This window comes from Falsochrobactrum tianjinense, from assembly GCF_019100495.1.
Lineage (GTDB): Bacteria > Pseudomonadota > Alphaproteobacteria > Rhizobiales > Rhizobiaceae > Brucella > Brucella tianjinense.
This window is the reverse complement of sequence record NZ_JAHRVA010000004.1, coordinates 245,768-271,530: the sequence shown is the minus strand read 5'-3', so window position 1 is coordinate 271,530 and position 25,763 is coordinate 245,768. Positions and strand designations below refer to the sequence as shown.

Here is a 25,763-nt window from a genome sequence, read left to right as displayed (position 1 = left end):
ATTGACTTATAATGTCAAGTTAAATAGCTCATATCCGCGTGATTGTATAGCTGCGGCTATTTTCAGACGATACTAAAATGAGGAAAGTGCGCAATAACAGTTTTTTGCCAGCACGTTCCGATTAAAGGCCATACTCCTTTGGGATGTGGCGAATTTTGCTCCTGAATGTGCTGAAAAGCGCTCGTGGTGATCAATGCCATGTCGTACTTCTCTTTTGAACAGGAGCAAATTCCGGCTTGCGCCACGCCCGAAAACCAACTGTTCGCACGCCTAGTGCGTCCCGCCGGAAGATATCGGCCGGAGAAATATTATAAAACTGTATCATTTAGCGCAATTTTCCAAAAGGTGCTGATAATAAGGAATTAAAATCTAATAATTGGTAATGAAATCGGTTGAAAATATGATATTTTTCTAAAGATTGCGCTTGCAAAGTGGCAAGTCACGCGTTTCCATAGGATCAGGCTGCGGGCAATGGGGTGTGCGCGGCATGATTATCCGTGGAGGCGGAGAACAATGAAATTCTATCAGAAACTCTTTGCAGCGACCGCGCTGGTGGCTTTGATGAGCGGTGCTGCTTCGGCGAAGACCTTTGTGTATTGCTCGCCAGCATCGCCTGAAGGCTTCGATCCGGCAGCTTACACCGGTGGCGATACGTTCGATGCATCAGCGCATCCAGTCTACAACCGTCTTGCGGAATTTGAAAACGGAACGACGAAGGTCGTGCCCGGACTCGCAGAAAGCTGGGATGTTACCGACGACGGTCTGGAATATACCTTCCATCTGCGCAAGGGCGTCAAGTTCCACTCGAACGACTATTTCACGCCGACCCGCGATTTCAATGCCGACGACGTGATCTTCTCCTTTGATCGCATGCGTAACAAGGACAATCCTTGGCACGAATATACTGCCGGTATTACCTACGAATATTTCGACAGCATGGAAATGGGCGCGCTGATCAAGGAAATCGTCAAGGTTGACGATTACACGGTCAAGTTCGTGCTGAACCGCCCTGAAGCGCCTTTCCTTGCCAATATCTCGATGCCTTTCGCTTCGATCATTTCAAAGGAATATACCGACAAGCTGGCCGCCGATGGTAAGAAGAACGACCTCAACCAGGTTCCAGTCGGCACCGGCCCGTTTCAGTTCGTCGCTTATCAGAAGGACGCCGTCGTCCGCTTCAAGGCCAACGAAAACTATTGGGGTGGCAAGCCGAAGATTGATGATCTGGTCTTCGCGATCACGACCGACCCTGCTGTTCGCGCGCAGAAGCTCAAGGCTGGCGAATGTCATCTGATGTCCTATCCCGCTCCGGCAGACATCAAGGGTCTTCAGGCCGATTCCAACCTCAAGGTTGACGAACAGGCTGGCCTCAACGTGGCTTACTTCGCGTACAACACGCTGAAGGCACCTTATGACAAACCGGAAGTCCGCAAGGCACTGAACCAGGCCATCAACAAGCAGGCCATCATTGATGCCGTGTTCCAGGGCCAGGGCCAGGTCGCCAAGAACCCGATCCCGCCGACGATGTGGGGCTATAACGACGCGGTCAAGGATGACAAGTACGATCCGGAAGCTGCCAAGAAGGCTCTCGAAGCCGCTGGCGTCAAGGATCTGAAGATGAAGTTGTGGGCAATGCCTGTCAGCCGCCCTTACATGCCGAACGCACGCCGTACTGCTGAACTCATGCAGTCCGATCTGGCGAAGGTTGGCGTAAGCGCTGAAATCGTCTCGATGGAATGGGGTGAATACCTCAAGAAGTCGTCCGACAAGGACCGCGACGGTGCCGTCATCCTCGGCTGGACCGGCGACAACGGTGATCCGGACAACTTCCTGGGTACGCTTCTCGGCTGTGCCGGTGTTGGTTCGAACAACCGTGCCCAGTGGTGCTACCAGCCGTTCGAAGAACTGATCCAGAAGGCAAAGGTCTCGACCAGCCAGGAAGAACGTACGAAGCTTTACGAAGAAGCGCAGGTAATCTTCAAGGAGCAGGCACCTTGGAACACGCTCGCTCACTCGACGGTTTTCGTGCCGATGTCCGTTAAGGTTACGGGCTTCAAGCAGAGCCCGCTTGGCGACTATCGCTTCGAAGACGTCGATATTGCTGAGTAAATTCTGACAACACGAGTGTGGTGGATTTGAGGTTCCTATTATTTGCGGGTATGTACGTTCAGGGCCTCAAATCTATAACCACACTCGATTCAATTGGTTGCTGATTTGGTTTCACCAAACCGGCGACCGGGTGTAGGGCAGGTTCCCTGCACCCGGTCGGAGTTTTTGTATGTTCCGTTTCATATTGAACAAATTCGCCTATCTGGTTCCAACCTTCATAGGCATCACGATCGTGGCCTTCGCCTTCGTCCGGGTGCTTCCCGGCGACCCTGTACTGCTGATGGCAGGTGAACGCGGTGTCAGCCCGGAGCGCCATGCGCAATTGATGGCGCAGTTGGGATTTGACCGTCCGATATGGCAACAATATCTCGACTATGTCTGGAACCTGCTACACGGTGATTTCGGTCAATCGCTCGTAACCAAAAAACCCGTTCTCGTAGAATTCTTCGCGCTGTTTCCGGCGACTGTAGAGCTGTCAGTTTGCGCCATTCTTCTGGCGATAATCATTGGCATCCCTGCGGGCGTCTTTGCGGCAGTCAAGCGCGGGTCGTGGTTCGATCAGGGCCTGATGGGCATTTCCCTTGTCGGTTATTCGATGCCGATTTTCTGGTGGGCGCTGCTGTTGATCATTTTCTTTTCCGGCGTTCTGCAACTTACGCCGGTTTCAGGACGCATCTCGCTACTTTATTATTTCCCACCTGTAACCGGTTTCATGCTGATCGACAGCCTGCTGTCGGACCAGAAGGGCGCTTTCCTGTCTGCGGTTTCTCACCTTATCTTGCCGACTATCGTGCTTGCGACCATTCCGCTCGCGGTTATTGCCCGCCAGACGCGTTCGGCGATGCTGGAAGTTCTGGGCGAAGATTATGTAAGAACAGCGCGCGCCAAGGGTTTGCCGACCCGCCGTGTCGTCGGGTTGCATGCGCTGCGCAATGCGATGATCCCCGTTATCACCACGATTGGCTTGCAAGTCGGCGTGTTGATGGCAGGTGCAATTTTGACGGAAACGATTTTCTCATGGCCTGGAATTGGAAAATGGATGCTCGATTCCATTTCACGCCGTGACTATCCAGTCGTTCAAAGCGGACTGCTAATAATCGCATTCATCATCATGTTGGTGAATCTGGTTGTCGATCTGCTTTATGGCCTCATCAATCCGCGTATCCGGCATAAGTGAGGGTATCATGACACACTCAGTAATTCAGCCGGAAGTCGCAAACGACATCGGAAAACTTCATGCCTTAAAAGATTTCTGGTTCTATTTCAGCGTCAATCGCGGTGCTGTTATCGGGCTCGTTGTCTTTGTAGCTCTTGTCGTTGTTGCAATTCTGGCTTCTGTTATCGCCCCGCATAGCCCGACGGAACAGTTCCGCGAGTTCATGCTTGTTCCGCCTTTCTGGGAAGAGGGCGGATCAACCCGTTTCCTTCTTGGAACGGACGCTGTCGGTCGCGATATTCTTTCCCGTCTGATCTTCGGCGCCCAATATTCATTGCTGGTTGGCTTTGTCATCGTCATCATTTCGATGTGCCTTGGCATCACGATCGGCCTTGTATCAGGCTATTTTGGGGGCGGGGTGGACACGGTTTTCATGCGTATCATGGATGTGATCCTGGCGTTTCCTTCGCTGCTGCTGGCACTGGTTCTCGTGGCCATTTTGGGACCGGGATTAATCAACGCCGTGATCGCAATCACACTCGTGCTTTTGCCACACTTTTCACGCCTCACGCGCGCGGCGGTGATGTCGGAAAAGGAGCGCGAATATGTGACGGCGGCCAAGCTTGCAGGTGCAAGCAAGCTGCGCCTGATGTTCAAGACCATTCTACCAAATTGTCTTGCTCCACTGGTGGTTCAGGCAACGATGTCATTCTCCAACGCAATTCTGGATGTGGCGGCATTAGGCTTCTTGGGCATGGGGGCACAGCCACCGACACCGGAATGGGGCACGATGCTTGCCGAAGCACGCGAATTCATCATGCGCGCATGGTGGGTTGTCACTTTTCCGGGCCTTGCGATCCTGGTCACTGTTCTTGCCATCAATCTGGTTGGCGACGGCCTGCGCGATGCGCTTGACCCGAAGCTCAAAAGGAGCTGATCCATGGCATTACTTGAAATCAGAAATCTCACGGTTTCATTCGACACGTCGATGGGTCCCTTTAAGGCTGTCGATGGTATCGACATCACCGTCGACAAGGGTGAAGTTCTGGCCATCGTGGGCGAGTCCGGTTCGGGCAAATCCGTGGGCATGCTCGCCGTCATGGGACTTCTGCCCAAGACGGCTACGGTGACGGCCGATCTCATGAGATTTAACGGCCAGGATCTGCTGACGATGCCGGAAAAGGATCGCCGCAGAATTATCGGGCGCGATATTTCGATGATCTTTCAAGAGCCGGTTGCCAGCCTCAATCCGTGCTTTACGGTTGGCTATCAGCTTGAAGAAGTCCTCAAGCGGCATATGGGACTGCATGGTTCCGCGAGCCGCGCGCGTGCGATCGAGTTGCTGGAACTTGTCGGTATTCGTGATGCGGCGGAGCGCCTGAAAAGCTTCCCGCATCAGATGTCGGGCGGGCAGTGCCAGCGCGTGATGATAGCCATTGCCATCGCTTGCAATCCGAAGCTGTTGATTGCCGACGAGCCGACCACTGCGCTCGATGTTACGATCCAGAAGCAAATTCTGGATCTGCTGATGCAGCTGCAGGTGGAACATGGCATGGGCCTTATCATGATTACTCATGATATGGGTGTGGTTGCAGAAACGGCGGATCGCGTGATCGTGCAGTATAAGGGGCACAAGATGGAAGATGCCGACGTGTTGTCGCTGTTTTCCGCTCCTAAGCATCCTTACACGCGCGCGCTGCTTTCAGCCTTGCCGGAAAATGCGATCGGCGATCGCTTGCCGACAGTATCCGATTTTGTTCTCGAAAATAACGATGCGGGAGAAGCGCGATGAGCGAGATCGTTCTCGAAGCGCGCAATATCAAGCGCGATTATCATGTGGGCGGCGGCCTGTTCGGCAAGGCGAAAGTGGTGCATGCTGTCAAAGGCGTGAGCTTCAAGGTCGAGAAGGGCAAGACGCTCGCCATTGTCGGCGAATCGGGTTGCGGCAAATCCACGCTTGCTCGTATTCTCACCATGATCGATCCGCAGACCGATGGTGAATTGCTGATTGGCGGCAAGGATGTGAATATTGCTCGCGATGGTCTGACAGCCGAAATGCGCCAGAAGGTGCAGATCGTTTTCCAGAATCCATATGGTTCGCTCAACCCGCGCCAAAAGATCGGCGACGTGCTGGCCGAGCCATTACTGCTCAATACCAAAATGTCGGCTCAAGAGCGGCGCGAAAAAGCGTTGCAGATGCTTTTGAAGGTTGGTCTGGGGCGCGAGCATTTCAACCGCTATCCGCATATGTTTTCGGGCGGTCAGCGCCAGCGCATCGCAATTGCCCGGGCGCTGATGCTCAATCCGAAGCTTCTGATTCTCGATGAGCCGGTCTCGGCGCTCGATCTTTCCGTGCAGGCGCAGGTGCTAAACATTCTCTCCGATCTACAGGAAGAGTTCGGGCTTACCTATGTCTTCATCAGCCATGATCTTTCGGTGGTGCGCTATATCGCCGACGATGTGATGGTGATGTATTTCGGCGAGGTGGTTGAATATGGCTCGCGTGACGAGGTGTTCAACAATCCGCAGCACGATTATACGAAGAAGCTTTTTGCAGCCACGCCGCGCGCGGATGTGGACGCTATTCGCGCCCGTGTCGAAGCACGTGCCGCTGCTCGAGAGGCCGCGCTGGCCTGAATAGTGGAATATGACAAGGAAAACGCCGCCGTCCTTTACTGCGGCGTTTTTGGTTTATTGATCTGCACGCCTTTGATGCCAGGCGAGGGCACGCACTATATCGTCGGCGGCGATCTTGCCGATGATCGCGCCATTCTCGACAATGCCGACGTCGCCGCTGCTGTCGGCGACAGCGCTCATGATCTCCTGAATCAGGGTTTCGCGCCGTGCCGTGGCAGCAAAGGGTCTTGGTTGGGCAGTGCGGTCGAATGGCGTCATGATGTCGCCTGCACGAAGTACGCCGAGCGGGTTCATATGCGCAACGAAATTGGCGACATATTCATTGGCAGGCTGGAGCAGAATTTCCTGTGGTGTACCGCATTGCACGATATGCCCGCCTTCAAGAATGGCGATGCGATTGCCGATTTTCATGGCCTCATCAAGGTCGTGGCTTACAAAGACGATTGTCTTTTTAAGCCGGGATTGGAGCGCGAGAAGCTCATCCTGCAAGCGTGTGCGAATTAGCGGATCGAGTGCCGAAAAAGGCTCGTCCATCAGGAGGATGGGTGCGCCGGTGGCGAAAGCGCGGGCAAGGCCGACGCGCTGTTGCATGCCGCCGGAAAGCTCGTTCACTTTATGCTGCGCCCAGTCCTGAAGCCCGACCAACTCAAGCTGCTGACGTGCGTACGAAAGGCGCTCTTCCTTGCCCATGCCGGAGATTTCCAGCCCGAAGGCGACATTTTCCTCAACCGTGCGCCATGGCAGCAGGCTGAATTGCTGGAACACCATGGAGACAAGTTCGGTGCGCAGATAACGCATCGTTTTGCGATTGGCATTGCCCACATCGATAGCGTGTTCGCCATCGCGAACGAGGACGCGACCGCGCGAAATCGGATTGAGCCGGTTGATCGCACGCAGGAGCGTGGATTTACCGGAGCCGGACAGGCCCATCAGAACGAGGATTTCGCCTTCTTCTATATTGAGCGTGCAATTGTGCACGCCCAGCACGAGGCCGGTTTCGGTCTGGATTTGCGGACGCGATGCACCGCGATCAGCAAGTTGCAGCGCCTCATCGGTTTTATCGCCGAAAATGATGCTGACGTTTTCAAGAGCGATAATGGTCATCGTCGCTTTCCTGTTTTTTGCGCATAATCTTGCTCGAAAAGTTATGAAACTTTGCGGGACATGCTCTATTTCTGGCGCCCGGCGCGGAAGATGCGGTCGAGAATAATGGCGACCACGACGATAACGAGCCCGGCCTCGAAACCGAGTGCGGTATTGACGGAGTTAAGTGCACGGACCACCGGCACGCCAAGTCCGTCAGCACCAACCAGGGCAGCGATGACCACCATGGACAGCGATAGCATGATCGTCTGGGTAAGACCCGCCAGTATCTGCGGCATGGCATAGGGCAGTTCGATCTTCCACAAGAGCTGCGAGCGTGAAGCGCCGAAGGCTTCGCCGGCTTCTATGAGCGAAGAGGGCGTCGAGGAAATGCCAAGATGAGTGAGGCGCACAGGCGCGGGCAGCACGAAAACCGCTGTAGCCAGCAAGCCTGGCACCATGCCTATGCCGAAAAAGACGATGGCGGGGATCAGATAGACGAAGGTTGGCAGCGTCTGCATCAAATCGAGGACGGGACGCAATGCTGCGTAGAGCGTGGGGCGGTGGGCGGCTGCGATGCCCACCGGCACGCCGATAGCCATGCATAGAAAGCAGGCCGAGAGCACGAGGGTCAGCGTTTCCAGCGTACGGTCCCAATAGCCCTGATTAAGAATGAAAAGAAAACCGAGGATCGTTAGTATCACCACCGATATACGGCGTTGGACCAGCCATGCGATGGTGGCAAAGATCGCGATCAGTAGTAGAGGATGCGGCAATTCAAGAACAAAAAGCAGGCCATCAATCATGCTTTGCATGATGGCGGCAAGCGTGTCAAAAAATCCGCCCATATTGTCGGTCAGCCAGTCGACCACCGCTTTGGCGGTCGACCCGACTGGAATTTTATAATCCGTCAGCCAGTTCAACGATCAGGTCTCCTGCTGCGTTTTATGGAAAGTATAATGGATAGAATAAACAGGTTGCAGCGTACGCCCGATTGGGCGCACGCGCTTGAGCCGCCTCTATATTAAAGGCCGAGTTCCGACTTGACGGCCGAAAGACCCTCCTTGCCGTCAAATGTGGTCACGCCAGCGAGCCATTGATCAAGAACGGCGGGATTTGCCTTGAGCCAGGCGTTGGCAGCCTTTGCCGGCTCCTCGCCATCATCGAGAATCTTGCCCATGATCTCGTTTTCCATCTCAAGCTGGAATTCGAGATTGCTGAGAAACTTGCCGACATTGGGGCATTCCTGCGTATAGCCCGCGCGGACATTGGTCTCGACGGTCGCACCGCCCAGATTGGGGCCGAAAAAATCGTCGCCGCCGGTGAGGTAAGCGATTTCGAACCGCTTGTTCATGGGATGAGGCTCCCATGCGAGAAAAACGATCGGCTGTTTGCTTTTGACGCTTTTTCCAACCTGCGCGAGCATGCCCTGTTCGGATGATTCCGCAAGTTCAAAGGATTTGAGACCGAAAGCGTCTTTACTGATCATATCGAGGATCTGGCGATTGCCGTCATTGCCCGGTTCGATACCGTAGATCTTGCCGCCAAGCTGGTCCTTGAAATTGACGATGTCCTTGAAGTCTTTCAGACCTTCGTCATAGGTGTATCTGGGAACAGCAAGCGTATATTTCGCGCCTGTAAGGTTGGTGCGCAACGTTTCCACGGTCTTGTCATCGAGGTATGGTTGCAGATCGGCAGTCATGGAAGGGTTCCAGTAGCCGAGAAAAACGTCGATATCTTTTTTGCTAAGCGACGCATAAGTCACCGGAACGGAAAGAACCTTGATATCGGTCTTGTAGCCAAGACTCTTGAGAACTTCGGTCGCGACCGCTGTGGTGGAGGTAATGTCGGTCCAGCCTACATCGGAAAAACGAACGGTGGAGCAGCTTTCAGGCTCGGCTGCGACGCCGCTGGCCGGGATGGCGAAAATTGCTGTCGTGACGGCAAGTGCGCTCAAGGCGCGCTTGAGCGGGTGCGTTGATGCAGACTTCATTGTTCTCTCCATTTGCCGGGCCGCTTTAACGGATTTAATTGTTGTTCCGGTTCCGGCTTTTAGCAAATACCAAAGATTTTGCCGATCAAGTACCTGAGCGGCGAAAACATTCCCGTTTGCGACTTTTGAATGAGATTCACTCATTTTATGTATCGTCGGTAACGGGATTGTATCGATAAGAGTTGCAAGCCGAAGCGGCGCGAAGTCGGGCCATGTTACGGATAGGCGGTTCTGTTTCAACCCTTGGAGACAAAAACATCTGATAAATTCGCGCGTTTATGCGTTCGCGGTTGTCGAAAACTCCGCCGCACTCTATGTGATTGGTATGAATTTGCCGGTCGGGACCGACAACAGGAAGGATATATGACCGTGTGGAATGCAGTGCTGGGCGTTTTATCCTTCCTTGGACGTTTAATCGTTGCTCTGGCTCGCCTGATCACCGTACCGCTTGGCGCTTTGTGGCGGCTTTATCTCCAGCTTGGAAACTTGTGGAAAGTCGCAATCGCGGTCGCAGTTTTGGGCTTTGGCGGGCTTTACGGCTATTTCATCTGGCAGACACAGGTCTGGAGCAATTTCAACCCGGATTACCCCGCCAAATACAGCTATGAAACGGCAACGACGCCGGGTGAGGCGGTGCAGACAATGCCCGCGCCGCTGACTTCCGTGCCGGAACCTGCGGCGCCTGACGTTGATGAGACGGGCGGCGCGAACGGCAGCGAGGCTTCCCAAACGCAGGCGGAAACGCAGCCCTTGCAGGCGGCACAGGTGCCGGCGGTTGCGCGCAAATGTTCGCCATCATCCATTGCCGATGTTGCGGCTGACCTGACCGATTTCAACGTTAACCAGAATGCATGGATTTCTTCCATGCTGCTCTACAAGCTGGGCTTCTTCGGCCTTGATTGGGATCGCACGCCGTTTCTCGATAACAAGGCATCGTTCCAGCGCGGCATTCACGCCGCAGTACGGCGTACGGCCATCGAATTGGTGGACAATCTGGGCCGTTTGCGCGGCACGTCGCAGATTGATGGGGATCTGCAAAAGGCGCGCGGCAATCTGCAATTTGCGGAAGATGCCTGGTATTTTGGCCTTAGCCCTTTTGGCCCGAAAACGCCATCGCCCAGCTATTATCGCTCCGCGATCAAAGATTTGCGGGCGTTCAATATGCGGCTGGAAAATTGTCAGGCGACATTTGACGCGCGCGCCGACAATCTGATCCAGTTTGTGGACCGTATCGCGAGCGATCTCGGATCGACATCGGCGATCCTCAAGGACCGCGCGGAGAATTATCATGCGGGCTGGTTCGACACGCGTGCGGATGACCGTTTCTGGTTCTCCTATGGCCAGCTTTATGCCTATTACGGGCTACTGCGCGCGGCCCATTCGGATTTTCGAGGTGTACTAGCGGAAAAACACCTTGATGGCGTCTGGGACGAAATGGAAAAGCAATTGCGCTCGGCCCTCGACATGCAGCCTCTCATCGTGTCCAACGGTAATCCCGATGCGTGGCTGACGCCATCGCATCTGACGACAATGGGATTCTATATTTTGCGGGTCCGGTCCAATCTGGTTGATGTCAAACAGGTTCTGGAGCGCTGAACGGCAATGGAACTGCCGGCAGCTTTGCGTCAGGGTGTGGATGCAGTGCTTGAGGGTGTGGCATTGGCCGACCTCAAACGAGCCTCGGAGATTCTGTCGCGGCGCTATCGCGCGGAAACGCGCGACGGCCGACTGCATATTTCGGACGATCTCGCCGCCAAAGCCTATCTGGCGGCACGTTTGCCTGCAACCTATGCAGCCGCCCGCGCAAGCCTCGAAAGCATAGCCGAAATCTGCCCGGACTTTTCGCCGCGGACCATGCTTGATGTCGGATCGGGGCCCGGAACGGCCCTTTGGGCGGCCAGAGAGTGCTGGCCCGATCTTGCATTGGCAACTTTGTTCGAGGCCAGTCCTGCTATTCGGGAAGTCGGAAGCAAGCTTGCGCAAAATATCGACCTTGCGGCGGAATGGCGTTCGGGCGATGTGGTCAGGGAGAAACTCGATTTTCCGCAAGCCGATCTTGTGACCATCGCCTATGTTCTGGATGAGCTTGCGCCTGCCGATCGCCACGCGCTTATTGAACGTCTCTGGACTTCGGCGCGTAATATGCTGGTAATCGTGGAGCCAGGCACACCAGCAGGCTGGCAGCGCATTTTGGCGGCGCGAGACCTGCTTCTTGCAAAGGGCGCACATATCGTGGCCCCCTGTACGCATCAGCTTGATTGTCCTCTTGCAGCACCGGACTGGTGTCATTTTTCGCGCCGCGTCGCCCGGTCACGCATTCATCGGCTGACAAAGGAAGCGGAAGTGCCATGGGAAGACGAAAAATTTATCTATCTTGCAGTCTCGCGCGATAGGCCGGTCGATGTCAGGGCGCGGGTGATCGCACCGCTGCGGATGGGGGGTGGCAAGGTTTCCGTTAAATTCTGCAACGATGACGGCACGGCGCAGGAACGCCTTGTAACCAGGCGCGACGGCGATTTGTTCCGATGGACGCGCCGCGCCGATTGGGGCGATGCGCTGTTATGAAGCCTGCAAGACCGGGCTGCTGCTGGCCGGGCGCTTGAGAAGAAACACCAGAGACGCCACCGCGATGCACAAAGCACCTGCCATGATGAGCGCGGGTGTGTAGCTGTTATAATCAGTGCGGACATAGCCAGCGAAAGCTGCGGCAGCCGCTGCGCCGACCTGATGGCCGGTGAACACCCAGCCAAAGACGATACCGGCTTTTTCGGGTCCGAACCGTTCGGCGGCGATTTTCACGGTGGGGGGTACGGTCGCCACCCAGTCAAGGCCATAGAAAACGGCAAAGAGTGCAAGCTCATAGACCGAAAAATCGGTGAATGTCAGATAGATCAGCGAAAGGCCGCGCAGGGCATAGAACCAGAACAGCAGCCAGCGATTGTCGAAACGGTCGGTGAGCCAGCCGGAGCCGATCGTGCCGATCAGGTCGAAGGCTCCGATGACGGCCAGAATGCCCGCAGCACCGACAGGTACGATTCCGAAATCGCCGCATAGCGCGATCCAGTGAGTCTGAATGAGGCCATTGGTGGAAAAGCCGCAGACGAAGAAGGTTATGAACAGGACCCAGAAAGTCTTTGTTGATGAGGCTTCGCGCAATGTGACGAGAGGCGAGGCCAGCATGGGCAGGAAGTTTTTGCGCGGTTGCGGCGCGGGCAGGGGCGCAGTGCGTCCGAAAGGCTTGAGGCCAATATCGGCGGGATTGTCGCGCAGCAGAGCGAGAACGAGCAGCAGCGCGGCCAGCAGAAACACCACAACGATGGCTAGTGCCGGACGCCAGCCGATGTTCTGGCTCACACCGGCCAGAATGGGCATGAAGATGAGCTGGCCTGTCGCGTTGCTGGCCGTCATCAGGCCGACGACCAGTCCGCGTCGCTTTTCAAACCAGCGCGCGGCGACCGTTGCACCAAGAACGAGAGCCGTCATGCCGGTGCCAAGGCCGATAACGATGCCCCAAAGCGCAACCATATGCCATTGCTGCGTCATGAACATGGAGCCGATTAGTCCCGATGAAATCATGAACAGAGCCGCCATTACGACACGGCGCATTCCGAACTGGTTCATGAATGCCGCAGCAAATGGTCCCATCAGCCCGAAAAGCACCAGACGCAAGGCCATGGCGAAGGAAATATCGGCATTGGTCCAGCCGAACTCGCTCTGGAGCGGATCAATCAATATGCCTGCCGATCCCATTGCCGCCGCAGTCGCCAGCATGGTGAGAAAGGTTACGGCAGCAACGATCCAGCCATAATGGATATTCCTTTGCGCAAGAAAGGTGGCAAGGCGGGCAGAAATCATCTTGGAGCTTTCGGTTGGGCTGTTCCCCATTTCCGGTCTCACCGGAACTGCTCTAATATCAGCTCCCCATGAGAAGGCGCAACCACTACGGATCGGTCCCTTTGCGCAATTTCAGGATAACGGCTTTATGCCGCATGAGGCCTTTCCCGTTGGGAAAGGTTATTTTCTATACGGCGAGATGAGAGGTTTCCTTGACCTCCTCCATGACGGCATAGGTATGGGATTCGCGCACCCCCGGCAGGGACAGCAGGGCTTCCGAGAGGAAGCGCCGATAATGATCCATATCGGATACGCGTGCCTTTATCAGATAATCGAAGCCGCCTGCCACCATGTGGCATTCGAGAATGTCGGGATTGCTGCGCGTGAAGGACGAGAAAATCTCAAAGACGTCCGGCGTGGTGCGGTCGAGCTTGATCTCGATGAAAACCAGCATGGAGCGGTCCAGCATCTTTGGGCAGAGCCGCGCCGAATAGCCAATAATATACCCCTCACGGGTCAAGCGCTTGACGCGCTCGGCGGTGGCGGTCTGCGAAAGATTGATACGGTCGGCAAGTTCGGTATTCGTCAAGCGCCCATTATCCTGAAGCGCATGCAGAATACTTCTGTCCACCGCATCGAGTTGTTTCATCGGTCATTCCCCATGAGCCACCTGAGGGATGGCCTTTTTTGTGTCCAAACGATTTGCGGGGGAAATGAATCCGAATTTACTCTTTGACGCAAGCTAAAATAATGGCCATGCGCTCACGCAGACAGGTTGTCCCTGAAAAGAGCATTTGTACACTTAAAGGTTGTATAGATTTACAATCTATGATAGCGTCAATTTCATTACTTAAAGTAATATCATACGTAGCAATTTATCCTGCCAGGCCTTCGGGCTTTTATCGGATGAAGGAACCCGCATCTTCATCTGTATTGTCCTCATTAAGGGCGAGAGGAAATCCGGGCTATTCACAGAGCCCGGATTTTCTTTGGCCGGATGGCAAATTGATACCTAGATTACCGGGTGTGCCTTGCGCACCGTGCCGCATTTAATTTTCCGGTTGCAAGCGGCTCGCGGGAAGGCTAACAGTAGACCCATGAACATTTCGCGCATTGTCATCAATGGCTGGTGGTGGGCTCGCTAGAAGCGGCCACGCAGGCGTTTGCGCATATGCGTTAGAGAAACAGGCCGCCGGGATTATCCGGGCGGCCTTTTTATTTGGCTGTTTGAATAGACCGGCGGTCAGGGGTGAACCGGGTTTCGGAAATGCTCGAAAACGAAAAAGGTTTGGGATTAGCCGATCATGAATGCGAAGATTGCTGATAACGAGATATTCACGCACGAGACAGCAGGCGGCATTGTCGTCGAACGCGTGCGCCATCTTACTGCCTATAAGGGAGCCATTGAGAGCTATATCGATGTGCTGAACGAACGGCGGGGCGCGGTCTTTTCTTCCAATTATGAATATCCCGGTCGTTATACGCGATGGGATACGGCAATTGTCGATCCTCCAGTAGCCATCACCTCGCGCGCACGTTCCATGCGTATCGAGGCGTTGAATGCGCGCGGCGTCATCCTGCTCCGCCCCATTCTCGATATGATCAGGATGCTTTCCGAAGTGACGGTCGACAAGGCGGATGAGAATTGCATCGAACTCACAATTGCTGAGCCGAGCGGTGTTTTCACGGAAGAAGAACGCTCGCGCATTCCATCCGTTTTCACGGTGTTGCGGGCGATTGTTGGTCTGTTCTTCTCTGAGGAAGATCCCAATCTCGGTCTTTACGGCGCGTTCGGCTATGATCTGGCCTTCCAGTTCGACCCTATCAAATACAAGCTCAAGCGACCAGACGATCAACGTGATCTGGTACTGTTCATCCCTGACGAAATCTTTGTCGCCGACCACTATGCCGCTCGCGCATGGGTGGACCGTTACGAGTTTTCCTGCGGGGGTTCCTCAACCCACGATCTGGCCCGCGCTACGCCCGGACAGGCTTTCAAGCCATCCGAACGTGATCTGCCGCGCGGCGATCACAAGCCGGGCGAATATGCGAAACTGGTCGAGCGCGCAAAGGAAAGTTTCAAGCGCGGCGATCTGTTTGAAGTGGTGCCGGGCCAGACATTTTATGAACGTTGCCACACTGCGCCATCGGAGATTTTCCGCCGCCTGAAGACTATCAACCCGTCGCCCTATTCCTTTTTCATCAATCTGGGTGAAAATGAATATCTGGTCGGCGCTTCGCCGGAAATGTTTGTGCGCGTCAATGGTCGCCGCATCGAAACCTGCCCGATCTCGGGTACGATCAAACGCGGTGAGGATGCGATTTCAGATTCCGAGCAGATTTTGAAACTGCTCAATTCCAAGAAGGACGAATCCGAACTGACCATGTGTTCGGATGTTGATCGCAACGACAAGAGCCGGGTATGCGAACCGGGGTCGGTGCGGGTCATCGGTCGCCGCCAGATCGAGATGTATTCGCGCCTTATCCATACGGTGGATCATATTGAAGGCCGCCTGCGCGATGGCATGGACGCTTTCGACGGGTTTCTTAGCCATGCCTGGGCCGTCACCGTGACGGGAGCGCCGAAATTGTGGGCCATGCGCTTCCTTGAGGAAAACGAGCGCAGCCCGCGCGCATGGTATGGCGGTGCGATTGGCATGATGCATTTCAATGGCGACATGAATACCGGCCTTACCTTGCGTACCATTCGTATCAAGGAAGGCGTTGCGGAGATACGCGCTGGTGCAACCTTGCTGTTTGATTCCAATCCCGAAGAGGAAGAGGCAGAAACCGAGTTGAAAGCCTCGGCTATGATTGCCGCCGTGCGTGAAGCGCAGAAGAGCGGCCATGTGGTCGAAGAGTTCACGGCTGCAAAGGTCGGCGAAGGAATATCGATCCTGCTCGTGGATCACGAGGATTCCTTTGTGCATACGCTCGCCAATTATTTCCGCCAGACAGGGGCCACGGTTGCGACCGTGCGCACACCGGTAGCGGAGGAGGTTTTTGATCGAATCAAACCTGATCTGGTTGTTCTGTCGCCGGGGCCGGGTATGCCGCAGGATTTCGACTGCAAGGCGACAATCGAGAAAGCGCGAAAGAGAAGCCTGCCGATCTTTGGCGTCTGCCTTGGCCTTCAGGCCCTTGCGGAAGCCTATGGCGGCACGTTGCGGCAGCTACGCATTCCCATGCATGGCAAACCTTCGCGCATCCGGGTTTCCAGGCCGGAGCGTATCTTTGCGGGACTGCCGCAGGAAGTGACGGTCGGGCGCTATCATTCGATTTTTGCCGACCCGGAACGCCTGCCGGACGATTTCCTCGTGACCGCGGAGACCGAGGACGGCGTGATCATGGCATTCGAGCATAAGCACGAGCCGGTTGCGGCTGTGCAGTTTCATCCCGAATCCATCATGACGTTAGGACACAATGCCGGTATGCGCATAATTGAAAACGTGGTGACGCATCTCGCGGCAAAAACAAAGGCACGTCGCAGCAATTATTAAGCCCGTCCCGTAAGATGGGTCATGGATGGCCGCGGCATTCGCTGCGGCCATTTTGCTTTTTCTGCTGATTGAAAGTTGCAGATTTCTAACCTGCTCCAGAGAACCATTTGCAACTGTAATGCATTGCATTCTCAAGAGAAAATTAATTATGTGATGGAGTGAATCAGGGGTTAGAACGACCGGGAATTTACGCTATAGAATATCTGTCGCCGCAGGCTGAACGAGCAGGCGACCGGAATTGAACCTGGCGGCGCACCTCGTTTTTTCTGTTTCGATTTGCGGCTGATGTCGCGTCAAAGCTTCTAGATTTACGGTATCGAAGGTTCGTCATGGACGCGAATGTAAAGGTTCGGCGGCTCGCCGCTTGGTCAATTCCCGTTGCTATCGGCGTCATGGGCCTGAAATATCTGGCCTTTGCCCTGACCGGGTCGGTTGCGCTCTATTCGGATGCGCTCGAATCGATCGTCAATGTGATCGCGGCCGTTGGGGCATGGTGGGCAATTCGGGTCAGCTATCTGCCCGCCGATGACAATCATCCGTTCGGGCACCACAAGGCCGAATATATTTCGGCGGTGGTGGAAGGCGTGCTGATTACGGTCGCCGCGCTTCTTATCGCCCGTGAGGCCTGGTTTGCCTTGCAGACGCCGCGCATCCTCAATGAACCGTGGCTTGGCCTTGGGATCAATCTGATTGCGAGCGTCATCAACTGTTTCTGGGCGATGCTTCTCATTCGGGTGGGCCGGCGTTTTCGCTCGCCCGCGCTGGAGGCGGACGGCAAACACATCATGACTGATGTGTTCACGTCTTTTGGCGTGCTGGTGGGGCTGGTCGGCGCGGTGGTGACCGGCTGGGCGATACTGGATCCGCTGCTGGCCATTCTTGTGGCGATCAATATTCTCTGGCAGGGCTGGCATGTCATTAATTCATCCGTGCAGGGATTGATGGATATTGGCGTAGAGCCTGCCGAGGAAATGCGGATTCGCGACGTGATATCGGCCAATGCAGGCGGTGCCATTGAAGTGCACGATCTTAAAACCCGTATTGCCGGTCGCGTGACCTTTATCGAGTTTCATCTGGTCGTTGCGGCGGATATGAGCGTGGGTGACGCCCATGTGATCTGCGACCGTATCGAGGACGCATTGAAAGCGGAATTCGACAGTGTCCGGGTAGTTATCCATGTCGAGCCGGAAGATGAGGCGAAATTGCCGCCGGGAACCAGTGCTGTGCCTTTTGCCTAGATTACGGTCTTGCGCAGTGTGAAGGCGGGGTGTAAAAGCTTGGGCATGACGATAAAAGACGCAACATTTATGGGATATTCCGCAGCGGCCGCTGGCGCGCGCGTGAATGTTTGCGTTCTAAACTCGCTTCTTACCCTCGGCCTTAGCGGCGATCGCCGGGCTCGTTGAAAGGAGCGTCCGGCGGTCGACACCGGTCCCGCTGACGCCAGCTCCTTTCCGTAATATCCGATCTATATTCAATGTGAGATATCCGTGTTCGGGCAGAAGACAGCTGCCGGATGAACCGGGAGGAATGAGAAGTCCGATGAATCAGAATATTACCGCCGTCAAATCTGCCGCCAAACACAAGGGAATGCCCGATGCGGCGACAAAATATACGCCTTTTCAGGTTCCGCAGCTCAATGATCGCACCTGGCCCTCGAAGCGCATAGAGAAAGCGCCGATCTGGTGTTCGGTCGATTTGCGTGATGGCAATCAGGCCCTTATCGATCCGATGGGACATGACCGCAAGGAGCGCATGTTCCGTTTGCTGGTCGATATGGGCTTTCCGGAAATCGAAATCGGCTTTCCCTCTGCATCGCAGACTGATTTCGATTTCTGCCGCTGGGCTATCGAGCAGGGCGATGTACCTGATGAGGTGGATCTTCAGGTGCTGGTGCAGTGCCGCCCGGAACTGATTACACGCACTTTTGAGGCTCTGGAAGGCGCGAGGACGCCGATCATTCACTTTTACAATTCCACCAGCGAGTTGCAGCGCCGCGTGGTTTTCGCCAAGGACGTCAAGGGCATCAAGCAGATCGCAACCGATGCCGCGAAGATGATCACCGATATGGCCGCGAAGGCTGGCGGCGGCTATCGCTTCCAATATTCGCCCGAAAGCTTTACCGGCACGGAACTGGAAGTAGCGCTGGAAATCTGCAATGCCGTGACCGAAATTATCCAGCCGACGGCTGAGAACAAGCTCATCGTCAATCTGCCGTCCACGGTGGAGATGAACACGGCAAATGTCTATGCCGACCAGATCGAATGGATGTGCCGCAATCTCGACAATCGCGAAAACCTGATCATCTCGCTGCATCCGCATAATGACCGTGGCACGGGCATTGCCGCGACTGAACTGGCCCTCATGGCCGGGGCGGATCGTGTCGAAGGCACCCTGTTCGGCAATGGCGAGCGCACCGGCAATGTCGATGTGGTGACGCTGGCGCTCAATATGTATACGCAGGGCATCGATCCGGAGCTTGATTGCACCGACATCAACCGGATGAAAGAGGTTTATGAATATTCCAACCAGTTGAAGATCGCGGAACGCCATCCCTATGTAGGTGAACTGGTCTATACGGCTTTCTCCGGCTCGCATCAGGATGCGATCAACAAGGGCATGAAAGTGCGCAAGTCTGCGAATTCTCCGGTGTGGGAAGTGCCCTATCTGCCCATCGATCCGCAGGATGTCGGGCGCTCCTATGAGGCGATCATCCGCATCAATTCGCAGTCAGGAAAGGGCGGTATCGCCTATATCCTGCAAGCGGATTATGGGATCAACCTGCCGCGCAACCTGCAAGTCGAGTTCCGCGAGATCATCCAGCAGATCACGGATGATGAAGGCAAGGAACTGCCATCGAAGCGCATTCATGAGGAGTTCCAGAAACTCTATGTCGTGCAGCCGGATGCCCGCATCAAATTCGTGGATCATCACACCTATCCTGATCCCGAACAGAAGGGCCGCCGCATCCTGACGGCTGAAATCATCGATAATGGCGTGACGAAGAATATCGAAGGGCGGGGAACCGGTCCCATTGATGGTTTTGTCGATGCGCTCTCCAAACATCTTGGCGTCAAGATGACAGTTGTCGATTATTCCGAGCATTCCTTGCAGCAAGGCTCTGATGCCTCGGCTATTTCCTATGTCGAAATGGCACATCCGGACGGCAAATTGTTCGGCGTTGGCATCAATGACAATATTGTTAGTGCCTCGCTGGAAGCAGTGGTATCCGCTGCAAATCGGGTGATCGGCAAGTAGGGGCACTTTGTCCCTGCGATTGAAGGCGGCGCATTGCGCCGTCTTTTTTATAGAGGTTGATGGCAAGTTACGTTAACTTGAAAGGATAATGTTAGAGCGGCTCCTGTTTTAAAGGAACCCTCGGAACTGCGTTTCAAGTCTTTGTTTGTCGCGTTATCCCACGCAAAACCGTTCTACACTTTTGCTGGAAATGCTCTAGCGTGAGGCTCGATTATGAGTGAGTTGAGTGACAAGCCCGGCGCACTGCCGCGCAAGCTGGCCGATGCAGTCCGCACGGCTAAAATCGCAGCCGCAGATCGCGGCGATGTCGTCATCGACATGAAGGACGCCGACCGTGCGCGGCTGGAATTGCTGGCGCAGGAATTGAGACCCGTCTTCGATGATGTGCCGCTTGATGATCCGCAATGGGACTTCGCCCTTTCATCCGGCTTGCAGCCGCGCTTGTGGCTTGATGCGACCGCACATGTGATGATGGCTCGCGACCGGCGGACTTACCGCTTTGTGCGAGACACACGGCTTGGGCGGGTCATCGTTGCCGAAAGCACCGAGATTGGCAAAATCGCCGAAACCGTCACGCTCTATATCGCCGACCGTCTGGTGGAGCGCGCGCGGCTGATGGAAGAAGATATTGTTTCGTTTCGCAGGGAAGCGGGTGAAACTGCTGCGCCAGCGGAAGAAACGCAGCCAAATGCAAGCCAAGAGATCAGCGAAGCCGGGCAGCGCGGCAGAGCTTCCGCTTTTAGATGGTTTCTATTGGGCGCTCTGGCAGCCTGTATCGTATTGTTTGCGCTCTTTCATGAACGGCTTGAAGGGATTTTGTTTCAATAAAGCTGCTGTTCCGAAAGTTTTAGAATGCGCTCGCTGGCATCTTCAATACCATGCTGTTCCCATTGGCATGACCAGCCGCCTTCCGGTCGGCGGTCGATGTTGAAGATGTTATAACGTGCTGGAGGCTTGTGGCCGCCGTAATTCTGGCTGGCTGAAGGGACGCAGATAACGGGAATTTTTCCGGTCGGGCCATCGATATCATAGCGCGTTGCAAGATGCGAATGACCATGAAGAATCAGTTCGGCGCCATGATTGCGGATGATTTTCTGGAAGCGGCGGATGCCATAAAGCCGCTTGTGCGTGGGAGTTGCGCCATGAACTGGAGGATGATGAATCAGAACGACGCGGAAAAGCCCGCGTGAACCGGCATCGTCAAGCATGGCTGTAAGCCGTTTTGCCTGCGATGAGCGGAAATCTCCGCTGGCCATAAAGGGAGCGGTTGCGCGTGCCGAAGAAACGCCGATTATCGCGACCGGTTCACGCGCACGCAGATAGGGGAATTCGAGGCGCCTGCCCTTATTGTTAACGCCATCGCTTCGCATCCATGGCTCCCACTTGCGGCAAGCCTTGTCGAGCGCACCGGGAACATAGGCATCGTGATTGCCAGGAACGATGGAGACATGATCAGGGGCACCCAGGTCCCTGAGCCAGTCACAAGCAATATCGATTTCCAGATTGAGCGCCAGATTGACCAGATCGCCGGTGACTGCGATGTGGTCGGGTTTGTGAGCCAGCATATCGGCGATGAGGCTGTCGAGTACCGTGCCGTGCATAGCCCCCTTACGGTTACGCAGCCAGTTGATATAGCCGGTGATGCGCTTCGATGCCAATTCGCGATAGCGAATGCGCGGCAAAGGCGACAGATGAATGTCGGAAATATGGGCGAGGCGGAACATAAAGCGGGTTTACTGTAGATTTCATCGAACGCAAATGGTGAAAGACGAATTTTCTTGATGAACTGTGTTGCGGCTTTGTTTCATATGGAATGAATTGGAGAGCCGGTATGCGTATTCGACATTTTTTATTTCATACATTTTTTCTACTGCGCCGCCCGATGACGCTGGGGGTGCGGGCGATTGTTTATGATGGGACGAAGAACGCGGTGTTCCTGGTGCGCCATACCTATGCGCCGGGCTGGCAGTTGCCAGGCGGCGGGGTTGAGCGGGGAGAAACGTTCGGACAGGCGCTGGAGAAGGAATTGCGCGAGGAGGGTAATATCGTGCTGACAGCGCCTCCGCAGCTCTTTGCGTTATACAAGAATGCCCATGCTTCGCCACGCGATCATGTGGCGCTCTATGTCTGCCGCTCATTCGAGCAGGCAGGACCCAAGCTGCGTGACAGGGAGATTGCTGAATCGGGCTTTTTCTCGCTCGATAAATTGCCCGAAAGCACGACCCCATCGACCAAGCGGCGCTTGCAGGAAGCGCTGCATGGTCTGGAGCCGCTGCCTTTATGGTAATTCCGGTTCAGCTTCTGTCGAAGCGACTTCTGTCGTGGGGCGCGGTGAAATCGACTTTCGGGCCAAGAGGCACTACACCTGTCGGGTTGATCGTCTTATGGCTGCGGTAATAGTGTCCCTTGATATGCTCAAGGTTCACCGTCGCCGCGATGCCAGATACCTGATAAAGTTCGCGCATATAGTTTGAAAGATTAGGGTAGTCGGCAATACGACGCAGATTGCATTTGAAGTGACCGACATAGACCGGATCGAAACGCACAAGCGTGGTGAACAGACGCCAATCCGCTTCTGTCAATGCCGAACCGGCAAGATAGCGCTGTGCGGAAAGTTTTTCCTCAAGCGTGTTGAGCGCATCGAATAATTGGCCGAACGCTTCCTCATAGGCGTCCTGCGTGGTCGCGAAGCCTGCGCGGTAAACACCATTATTGATATTGGGATAGACGAATTCGTTGAGTGCGTCGATCTCGTTGCGGAGCGGCTCGGGATAGAAATTGAGCGATGCATCGCCAAATTCGTTGAAGGCAGAATTCAGCATACGAATAATTTCGGACGATTCGTTGGAAACGATGGTCTCGCGCTGTTTGTCCCAAAGAACCGGCACCGTCACACGGCCCGAATATTGCGGGTCGGCGCGGGTATAGATTTCGTAAAGGCGCTTTGAGCCGAAAAGCGCATCTCCGGTGCTGCCGGTCGAGCCATAAAAGGTCCAGCCTTCCTCCGCCATCAGATAATCCACCACCGATACCGAGATGACATCTTCGAGCTTTTTCAGCGCGCGAAAGATGAGTGTCCGGTGTGCCCACGGACAGGCGAGGGAAACATAAAGATGATAGCGCCCCGGCTCAGCCTTAAAACCGCTCTCACCGGATGGCCCGGCGCTGCCATCGGCGGTTATCCAGTTTCTGAATTGCGATTTTGAGCGCTCGAAACGGCCCTGCGTACTTTTGGTATCGTACCACACGTCATGCCATCTGCCATCGACCAGAAGTCCCATGTGATTTCTCCTTTTAATAAGAGAATAGGATGAAAACCGTTTATTTACAGCCTCTCCAGTCATGAACAGTGCGTCAAAGTATCAAAAGGAGAAGTTGCCTCAACCATTTTGAAAGAAATTGTTTTACCTTTGACCAATTTGGTGGTAGGCAACACCCAGTTTGCAGTCTGACGCATTTGCGACTGCACAGGAGGACGATGTGACAGGAATGCTTTTCATCCGACGATGAATTTTCAACTGCGGCCCGCGCAGAAAGCATTTCCTTGGCCTTTTGGCCGTCGACACCTCCTATTATGATTAAAGCCATGCAGCAGCTTGAACTGACCTATGCGCAGGAAGACACCGCGCACGACATCGAAATCGAAGCCATCAATGCTGAAGCATTTGGTCCGGGACGCTTCACCCGCGCGGCGCATTTCATCCGCGAAGGCGGACCGCATGATCGTGCGTTGTCCTTTGTTGCGCTGATGGGCGGTATCGTTATCGGATCGCTGCGCCTGACGCCGATCGTCATCGGCAAAACACCGGCCCTTCTGCTTGGCCCACTAGCCGTGCGCCCTGACTGGAAGAATCGCGGTATTGGTCGGACATTGATGCGAATGTCGCTGGAAGCGGCAAAGGAAGCAGGTCACAAGCTTATCGTGCTGGTAGGAGACGAGCCTTATTACGCTCCCTTCGGTTTCCATATGGTCAAGCCGGGCTCCATGACAATGCCAGCGCCGGTCGATCCGCATCGGCTGCTCGCCTGCGAACTGGCTGATGATGCCTTGCAGGGGGTTTCAGGCCCAGTACGTCATGCCAATCGAGGGTAAGGGCAATATACAGGCGATTATCGCCCTTCACGGTACCACATGCCGCCGAAAATGAAGAGCAGGGTCGCCAGCGCGAGCAGGCCGGAAAATAACGGCAGGCGGTTGACGCTTTTTAATTGCGCGTCCGGTGTTTCGCGCAGGCCGATCCAGTCATTGCCGCTTGCCGCGCGATTTGCGCTGATTGTGGTAATGGCTGGTATGCGTACAGGACTGTCGGCGCTCGCACGCACACGGTAGATGGAACCGCCGGTCTCATTGGCCAGCGGCTCAAGGCGATGCGTGGTTGAGATGCTATCGATAAATTCCGGCGCATTGACAGGACCCATGTGAGCAAGCGCTTCAAAGTCGCCATTCTTGATGCGGAAGATGCCGATTTCGTCCGTTTCAAGCGTACCGTCAAACAGTCCGGGTTTGCTTTGGGCCAGATCGATCTGTAATTCCTTGCCCGATGGCGTGGTGACGGAGGCCGAGCCGGGATTGCTGCCCATGGTTTGGCGATGAATGGTCAGGGTGCGGCCATTGCTGCTTGCGGTCAGTGCTTCTTCTTCCAGTTCTGGCTCCTGCATCAGCCAATGCGCGATACGGCGATAAAGTGCGGCATAAGGACCTCCGCCCTCAAAGCCGCGCGCCCATAGCCAGCCCTGATCGGACAGGAACATGCCAACGCGCCCTTTACCCACGCGGTCGAGAACCAGAAGCGGCTTGCCATCCGCGCCGCTCATGACGGTTTCGCCTTCCGGCGGTCCGATATCGATGGTGCGGAACCAGCGACTCCAATGGGGCGGCTCTTGCGTGCTGCCATCAAGACCGCGTGTGACGGGGTGGCGCTTGCCCAGATCGGTAAGGCGCGGATAGAAGGCTTTTTCCGTCACCGTACCCGTGGGCATGGCCGGCAGGGCGCTGAAGAGCGGCGTGCGTGCAATCGACATTTCACCGGCATATTCGGGACCGGCGGCGATCAGCAGAGCGCCGCCATTCTCCACATATTGCGCGATATAGTCGTAATAAAGGAGCGGCAGCACATCGCGGTGTTGATAACGATCGAGGATGATGAGGTCGAACTCATCGACCTTATCAACGAAAAGTTCGCGTGTTGGAAAGGCGATGAGGGACAACTCGTTGATCGGCGTGCCGTCCTGCTTTTCAGGCGGGCGCAGAATGGTGAAGTGGACGAGATCGACTGCTGCATCGGATTTCAGCAGATTGCGCCATGTGCGTTCGCCATTATGCGGCTCTCCTGAAACAAGAAGAACACGCAGATTTTCGCGGATGCCATCGACGGTGGCGACAGCTCGATTATTGGTGTCTGTGACTTCGCCGGGAAGGGTGGGTGTTGAAATTTCGATGATGTTGACGCCCGCGCGTGGCAGTTTGATGGCGATGGGCGTTACCTGCCCGACCTGCGCCTCTTCCTGCGCAGCCGTTTCGCCATTAATGCGGATTTCGACTGGCGCGGGGCTGCCGAGGTTTTTTCCTTCATCAATGACGGTGAAGGACATTTGCAGCGGCTTGCCGCTGATGCCATAGCGCGGGGCTTTGTTGAATTGGATGCGGCGGTCGAATTCGTCTGGTTTTCCTGTCACCAGCGCATGCAGAGGTGCATCGAAGCCGAGGGCATTTTTGCTTGCAGGAATATCATGCACCTGCCCGTCGGTAATCATGATCGCACCCGCCACACGCGAGGGCGGTACGTCGAGAAGGGCACGCGCCAGCGGGCCGAACAGCCGCGTCGCATAGCCATCCTCGTTTTCACCGGGCTGTCCTGATTCCACGATGCGCGTCTCGAATTGAGGCATGGTTGCAAGTTTGTCCTGCACAGCTTTGAGTGCCGCATCCGTATCGGCGCGGCGATTGCCCAGTTGCTGGCTCTGGCTGCGATCAACCACGAGCGCAACGACGCTTTTGAGAGGCTCGCGTTCTTCATTGATGATGACGGGATTGAGCAGGGCCAGCGCGAGGGCTGCGGCGCCAAGAAGGCGCATGATTCCGCCACGCATTTGCAGCGCAATGCTTGCCACTACCAGAATGGCGAGTGGTGCAAGAATGACGATCAGCCACGACAGGGAAAGGAACGGGTCGAATTCGATATTCATGTTCGGC

Annotated in this window: 21 protein-coding genes; 13 read left to right on the top strand and 8 right to left on the bottom strand. The window is 55.2% G+C overall.

The window, feature by feature from the left end:
- Positions 1–513 precede the first annotated feature (513 nt).
- The 5 genes from KUG47_RS11210 to KUG47_RS11190 all read left to right on the top strand — a co-directional run bounded on the left by KUG47_RS11210 (position 514) and on the right by KUG47_RS11190 (position 5,902).
- Positions 514–2,109 carry an ABC transporter substrate-binding protein gene (locus KUG47_RS11210; RefSeq protein WP_217678047.1) on the top strand — a complete coding sequence of 532 codons (1,596 nt, stop codon included), beginning with the start codon at positions 514–516 and terminating at the stop codon, positions 2,107–2,109.
- 169 nt (positions 2,110–2,278) lie between these two features.
- Positions 2,279–3,286, top strand: a complete 1,008-nt coding sequence (locus KUG47_RS11205) for an ABC transporter permease subunit (RefSeq protein ID WP_217678046.1) — start codon at positions 2,279–2,281, stop codon at positions 3,284–3,286.
- Between the two features lie 7 nt (positions 3,287–3,293).
- Positions 3,294–4,202: an ABC transporter permease subunit gene (locus KUG47_RS11200; RefSeq protein ID WP_217678045.1), complete on the top strand. Its 909-nt coding sequence runs from the start codon at positions 3,294–3,296 to the stop codon at positions 4,200–4,202.
- Between the two features lie 3 nt (positions 4,203–4,205).
- Entirely contained in the window at positions 4,206–5,057 is an 852-nt protein-coding gene (locus KUG47_RS11195; RefSeq protein WP_217678044.1) for an ABC transporter ATP-binding protein, read from the top strand.
- Positions 5,054–5,902: a dipeptide ABC transporter ATP-binding protein gene (locus KUG47_RS11190; protein ID WP_217678043.1), complete on the top strand. Its 849-nt coding sequence runs from the start codon at positions 5,054–5,056 to the stop codon at positions 5,900–5,902. Before KUG47_RS11195 ends, KUG47_RS11190 begins: the two co-directional genes overlap by 4 nt.
- 54 nt (positions 5,903–5,956) lie before the next feature.
- On the opposite strand, the gene choV is transcribed toward KUG47_RS11190, so the two are convergent.
- From choV to KUG47_RS11175, 3 genes are all read right to left on the bottom strand, one after another.
- Positions 5,957–7,006, bottom strand: a complete 1,050-nt coding sequence (gene choV, locus KUG47_RS11185; protein ID WP_217678042.1) for a choline ABC transporter ATP-binding protein — start codon at positions 7,004–7,006, stop codon at positions 5,957–5,959.
- A 65-nt stretch (positions 7,007–7,071) separates the two neighbouring features.
- A complete protein-coding gene (choW, locus tag KUG47_RS11180; RefSeq protein ID WP_217678041.1) occupies positions 7,072–7,908 on the bottom strand; it encodes a choline ABC transporter permease subunit in 837 nt (278 codons plus the stop codon).
- 101 nt (positions 7,909–8,009) lie between these two features.
- Complete coding sequence (locus tag KUG47_RS11175) at positions 8,010–8,978, bottom strand: choline ABC transporter substrate-binding protein (protein ID WP_254799509.1); 969 nt, start codon at positions 8,976–8,978, stop codon at positions 8,010–8,012.
- Between the two features lie 363 nt (positions 8,979–9,341).
- On the opposite strand from KUG47_RS11175, the gene KUG47_RS11170 reads away from it, so the two are divergent.
- Together KUG47_RS11170 and KUG47_RS11165 are read left to right on the top strand one after the other, a co-directional pair.
- On the top strand, positions 9,342–10,574 hold the full coding sequence (locus tag KUG47_RS11170) for a DUF2333 family protein (RefSeq protein ID WP_217678039.1): 1,233 nt from the start codon (positions 9,342–9,344) through the stop codon (positions 10,572–10,574).
- A gap of 6 nt (positions 10,575–10,580) precedes the next feature.
- Complete coding sequence (locus KUG47_RS11165; protein WP_217678038.1) at positions 10,581–11,543, top strand: small ribosomal subunit Rsm22 family protein; 963 nt, start codon at positions 10,581–10,583, stop codon at positions 11,541–11,543.
- Here the strand turns inward: KUG47_RS11165 and KUG47_RS11160 are convergent.
- Together KUG47_RS11160 and KUG47_RS11155 are read right to left on the bottom strand one after the other, a co-directional pair.
- The gene (locus tag KUG47_RS11160) at positions 11,538–12,833 is read right to left on the bottom strand and encodes an MFS transporter (protein ID WP_217678180.1); all 1,296 of its coding nucleotides are present in this window, start codon (positions 12,831–12,833) and stop codon (positions 11,538–11,540) included. The two genes, KUG47_RS11165 and KUG47_RS11160, sit on opposite strands and share 6 nt — an antisense overlap.
- Before the next feature lie 166 nt (positions 12,834–12,999).
- A complete protein-coding gene (locus KUG47_RS11155) occupies positions 13,000–13,461 on the bottom strand; it encodes an Lrp/AsnC ligand binding domain-containing protein (RefSeq protein WP_217678037.1) in 462 nt (153 codons plus the stop codon).
- Positions 13,462–14,116: 655 nt separating this feature from the next.
- Between KUG47_RS11155 and KUG47_RS11150 the strand changes: the two genes are divergently transcribed.
- The 4 genes from KUG47_RS11150 to KUG47_RS11135 all read left to right on the top strand — a co-directional run bounded on the left by KUG47_RS11150 (position 14,117) and on the right by KUG47_RS11135 (position 20,398).
- The gene (locus tag KUG47_RS11150) at positions 14,117–16,312 is read left to right on the top strand and encodes an anthranilate synthase component I (protein ID WP_217678036.1); all 2,196 of its coding nucleotides are present in this window, start codon (positions 14,117–14,119) and stop codon (positions 16,310–16,312) included.
- A 329-nt stretch (positions 16,313–16,641) separates the two neighbouring features.
- Positions 16,642–17,550, top strand: coding sequence for a cation diffusion facilitator family transporter (locus tag KUG47_RS11145; RefSeq protein WP_217678035.1), 909 nt, complete (start codon positions 16,642–16,644; stop codon positions 17,548–17,550).
- 304 nt (positions 17,551–17,854) lie between these two features.
- Positions 17,855–19,570, top strand: a complete 1,716-nt coding sequence (leuA, locus tag KUG47_RS11140; RefSeq protein ID WP_217678034.1) for a 2-isopropylmalate synthase — start codon at positions 17,855–17,857, stop codon at positions 19,568–19,570.
- A 213-nt stretch (positions 19,571–19,783) separates the two neighbouring features.
- A complete protein-coding gene (locus KUG47_RS11135; protein WP_217678033.1) occupies positions 19,784–20,398 on the top strand; it encodes a hypothetical protein in 615 nt (204 codons plus the stop codon).
- Here KUG47_RS11135 and KUG47_RS11130 read toward each other — a convergent pair.
- The gene (locus KUG47_RS11130; protein ID WP_217678032.1) at positions 20,392–21,294 is read right to left on the bottom strand and encodes a metallophosphoesterase family protein; all 903 of its coding nucleotides are present in this window, start codon (positions 21,292–21,294) and stop codon (positions 20,392–20,394) included. The genes KUG47_RS11135 and KUG47_RS11130 overlap by 7 nt on opposite strands.
- A 107-nt stretch (positions 21,295–21,401) precedes the next feature.
- On the opposite strand from KUG47_RS11130, the gene KUG47_RS11125 reads away from it, so the two are divergent.
- Complete coding sequence (locus KUG47_RS11125) at positions 21,402–21,857, top strand: NUDIX domain-containing protein (protein WP_217678031.1); 456 nt, start codon at positions 21,402–21,404, stop codon at positions 21,855–21,857.
- Between the two features lie 7 nt (positions 21,858–21,864).
- Here the strand turns inward: KUG47_RS11125 and KUG47_RS11120 are convergent, their stop codons facing one another.
- The gene (locus KUG47_RS11120) at positions 21,865–22,851 is read right to left on the bottom strand and encodes a glutathione S-transferase family protein (protein WP_217678030.1); all 987 of its coding nucleotides are present in this window, start codon (positions 22,849–22,851) and stop codon (positions 21,865–21,867) included.
- A gap of 305 nt (positions 22,852–23,156) precedes the next feature.
- On the opposite strand from KUG47_RS11120, the gene KUG47_RS11115 reads away from it, so the two are divergent.
- Complete coding sequence (locus tag KUG47_RS11115; protein WP_217678029.1) at positions 23,157–23,663, top strand: GNAT family N-acetyltransferase; 507 nt, start codon at positions 23,157–23,159, stop codon at positions 23,661–23,663.
- A gap of 17 nt (positions 23,664–23,680) precedes the next feature.
- On the opposite strand, the gene KUG47_RS11110 is transcribed toward KUG47_RS11115, so the two are convergent.
- Positions 23,681–25,756 carry a hypothetical protein gene (locus tag KUG47_RS11110; RefSeq protein ID WP_217678028.1) on the bottom strand — a complete coding sequence of 692 codons (2,076 nt, stop codon included), beginning with the start codon at positions 25,754–25,756 and terminating at the stop codon, positions 23,681–23,683.
- Between the last annotated feature and the right edge of the window lie 7 nt (positions 25,757–25,763).

Bases quoted from the DNA above. Each gene is read 5' to 3' on its own strand.
- KUG47_RS11210 (WP_217678047.1), top strand. From the start codon at position 514: ATGAAATTCTATCAGAAACTCTTTGCAGCGACCGCGCTGGTGGCTTTG.
- KUG47_RS11205 (WP_217678046.1), top strand. From the start codon at position 2,279: ATGTTCCGTTTCATATTGAACAAATTCGCCTATCTGGTTCCAACCTTC.
- KUG47_RS11200 (WP_217678045.1), top strand. From the start codon at position 3,294: ATGACACACTCAGTAATTCAGCCGGAAGTCGCAAACGACATCGGAAAA.
- KUG47_RS11195 (WP_217678044.1), top strand. From the start codon at position 4,206: ATGGCATTACTTGAAATCAGAAATCTCACGGTTTCATTCGACACGTCG.
- KUG47_RS11190 (WP_217678043.1), top strand. From the start codon at position 5,054: ATGAGCGAGATCGTTCTCGAAGCGCGCAATATCAAGCGCGATTATCAT.
- choV (WP_217678042.1), bottom strand. From the start codon at position 7,006: ATGACCATTATCGCTCTTGAAAACGTCAGCATCATTTTCGGCGATAAA.
- KUG47_RS11175 (WP_254799509.1), bottom strand. From the start codon at position 8,978: ATGAAGTCTGCATCAACGCACCCGCTCAAGCGCGCCTTGAGCGCACTT.
- KUG47_RS11170 (WP_217678039.1), top strand. From the start codon at position 9,342: ATGACCGTGTGGAATGCAGTGCTGGGCGTTTTATCCTTCCTTGGACGT.
- KUG47_RS11165 (WP_217678038.1), top strand. From the start codon at position 10,581: ATGGAACTGCCGGCAGCTTTGCGTCAGGGTGTGGATGCAGTGCTTGAG.
- KUG47_RS11160 (WP_217678180.1), bottom strand. From the start codon at position 12,833: ATGATTTCTGCCCGCCTTGCCACCTTTCTTGCGCAAAGGAATATCCAT.
- KUG47_RS11155 (WP_217678037.1), bottom strand. From the start codon at position 13,461: ATGAAACAACTCGATGCGGTGGACAGAAGTATTCTGCATGCGCTTCAG.
- KUG47_RS11150 (WP_217678036.1), top strand. From the start codon at position 14,117: ATGAATGCGAAGATTGCTGATAACGAGATATTCACGCACGAGACAGCA.
- KUG47_RS11145 (WP_217678035.1), top strand. From the start codon at position 16,642: ATGGACGCGAATGTAAAGGTTCGGCGGCTCGCCGCTTGGTCAATTCCC.
- leuA (WP_217678034.1), top strand. From the start codon at position 17,855: ATGAATCAGAATATTACCGCCGTCAAATCTGCCGCCAAACACAAGGGA.
- KUG47_RS11135 (WP_217678033.1), top strand. From the start codon at position 19,784: ATGAGTGAGTTGAGTGACAAGCCCGGCGCACTGCCGCGCAAGCTGGCC.
- KUG47_RS11130 (WP_217678032.1), bottom strand. From the start codon at position 21,294: ATGTTCCGCCTCGCCCATATTTCCGACATTCATCTGTCGCCTTTGCCG.
- KUG47_RS11125 (WP_217678031.1), top strand. From the start codon at position 21,402: ATGCGTATTCGACATTTTTTATTTCATACATTTTTTCTACTGCGCCGC.
- KUG47_RS11120 (WP_217678030.1), bottom strand. From the start codon at position 22,851: ATGGGACTTCTGGTCGATGGCAGATGGCATGACGTGTGGTACGATACC.
- KUG47_RS11115 (WP_217678029.1), top strand. From the start codon at position 23,157: ATGCAGCAGCTTGAACTGACCTATGCGCAGGAAGACACCGCGCACGAC.
- KUG47_RS11110 (WP_217678028.1), bottom strand. From the start codon at position 25,756: ATGAATATCGAATTCGACCCGTTCCTTTCCCTGTCGTGGCTGATCGTC.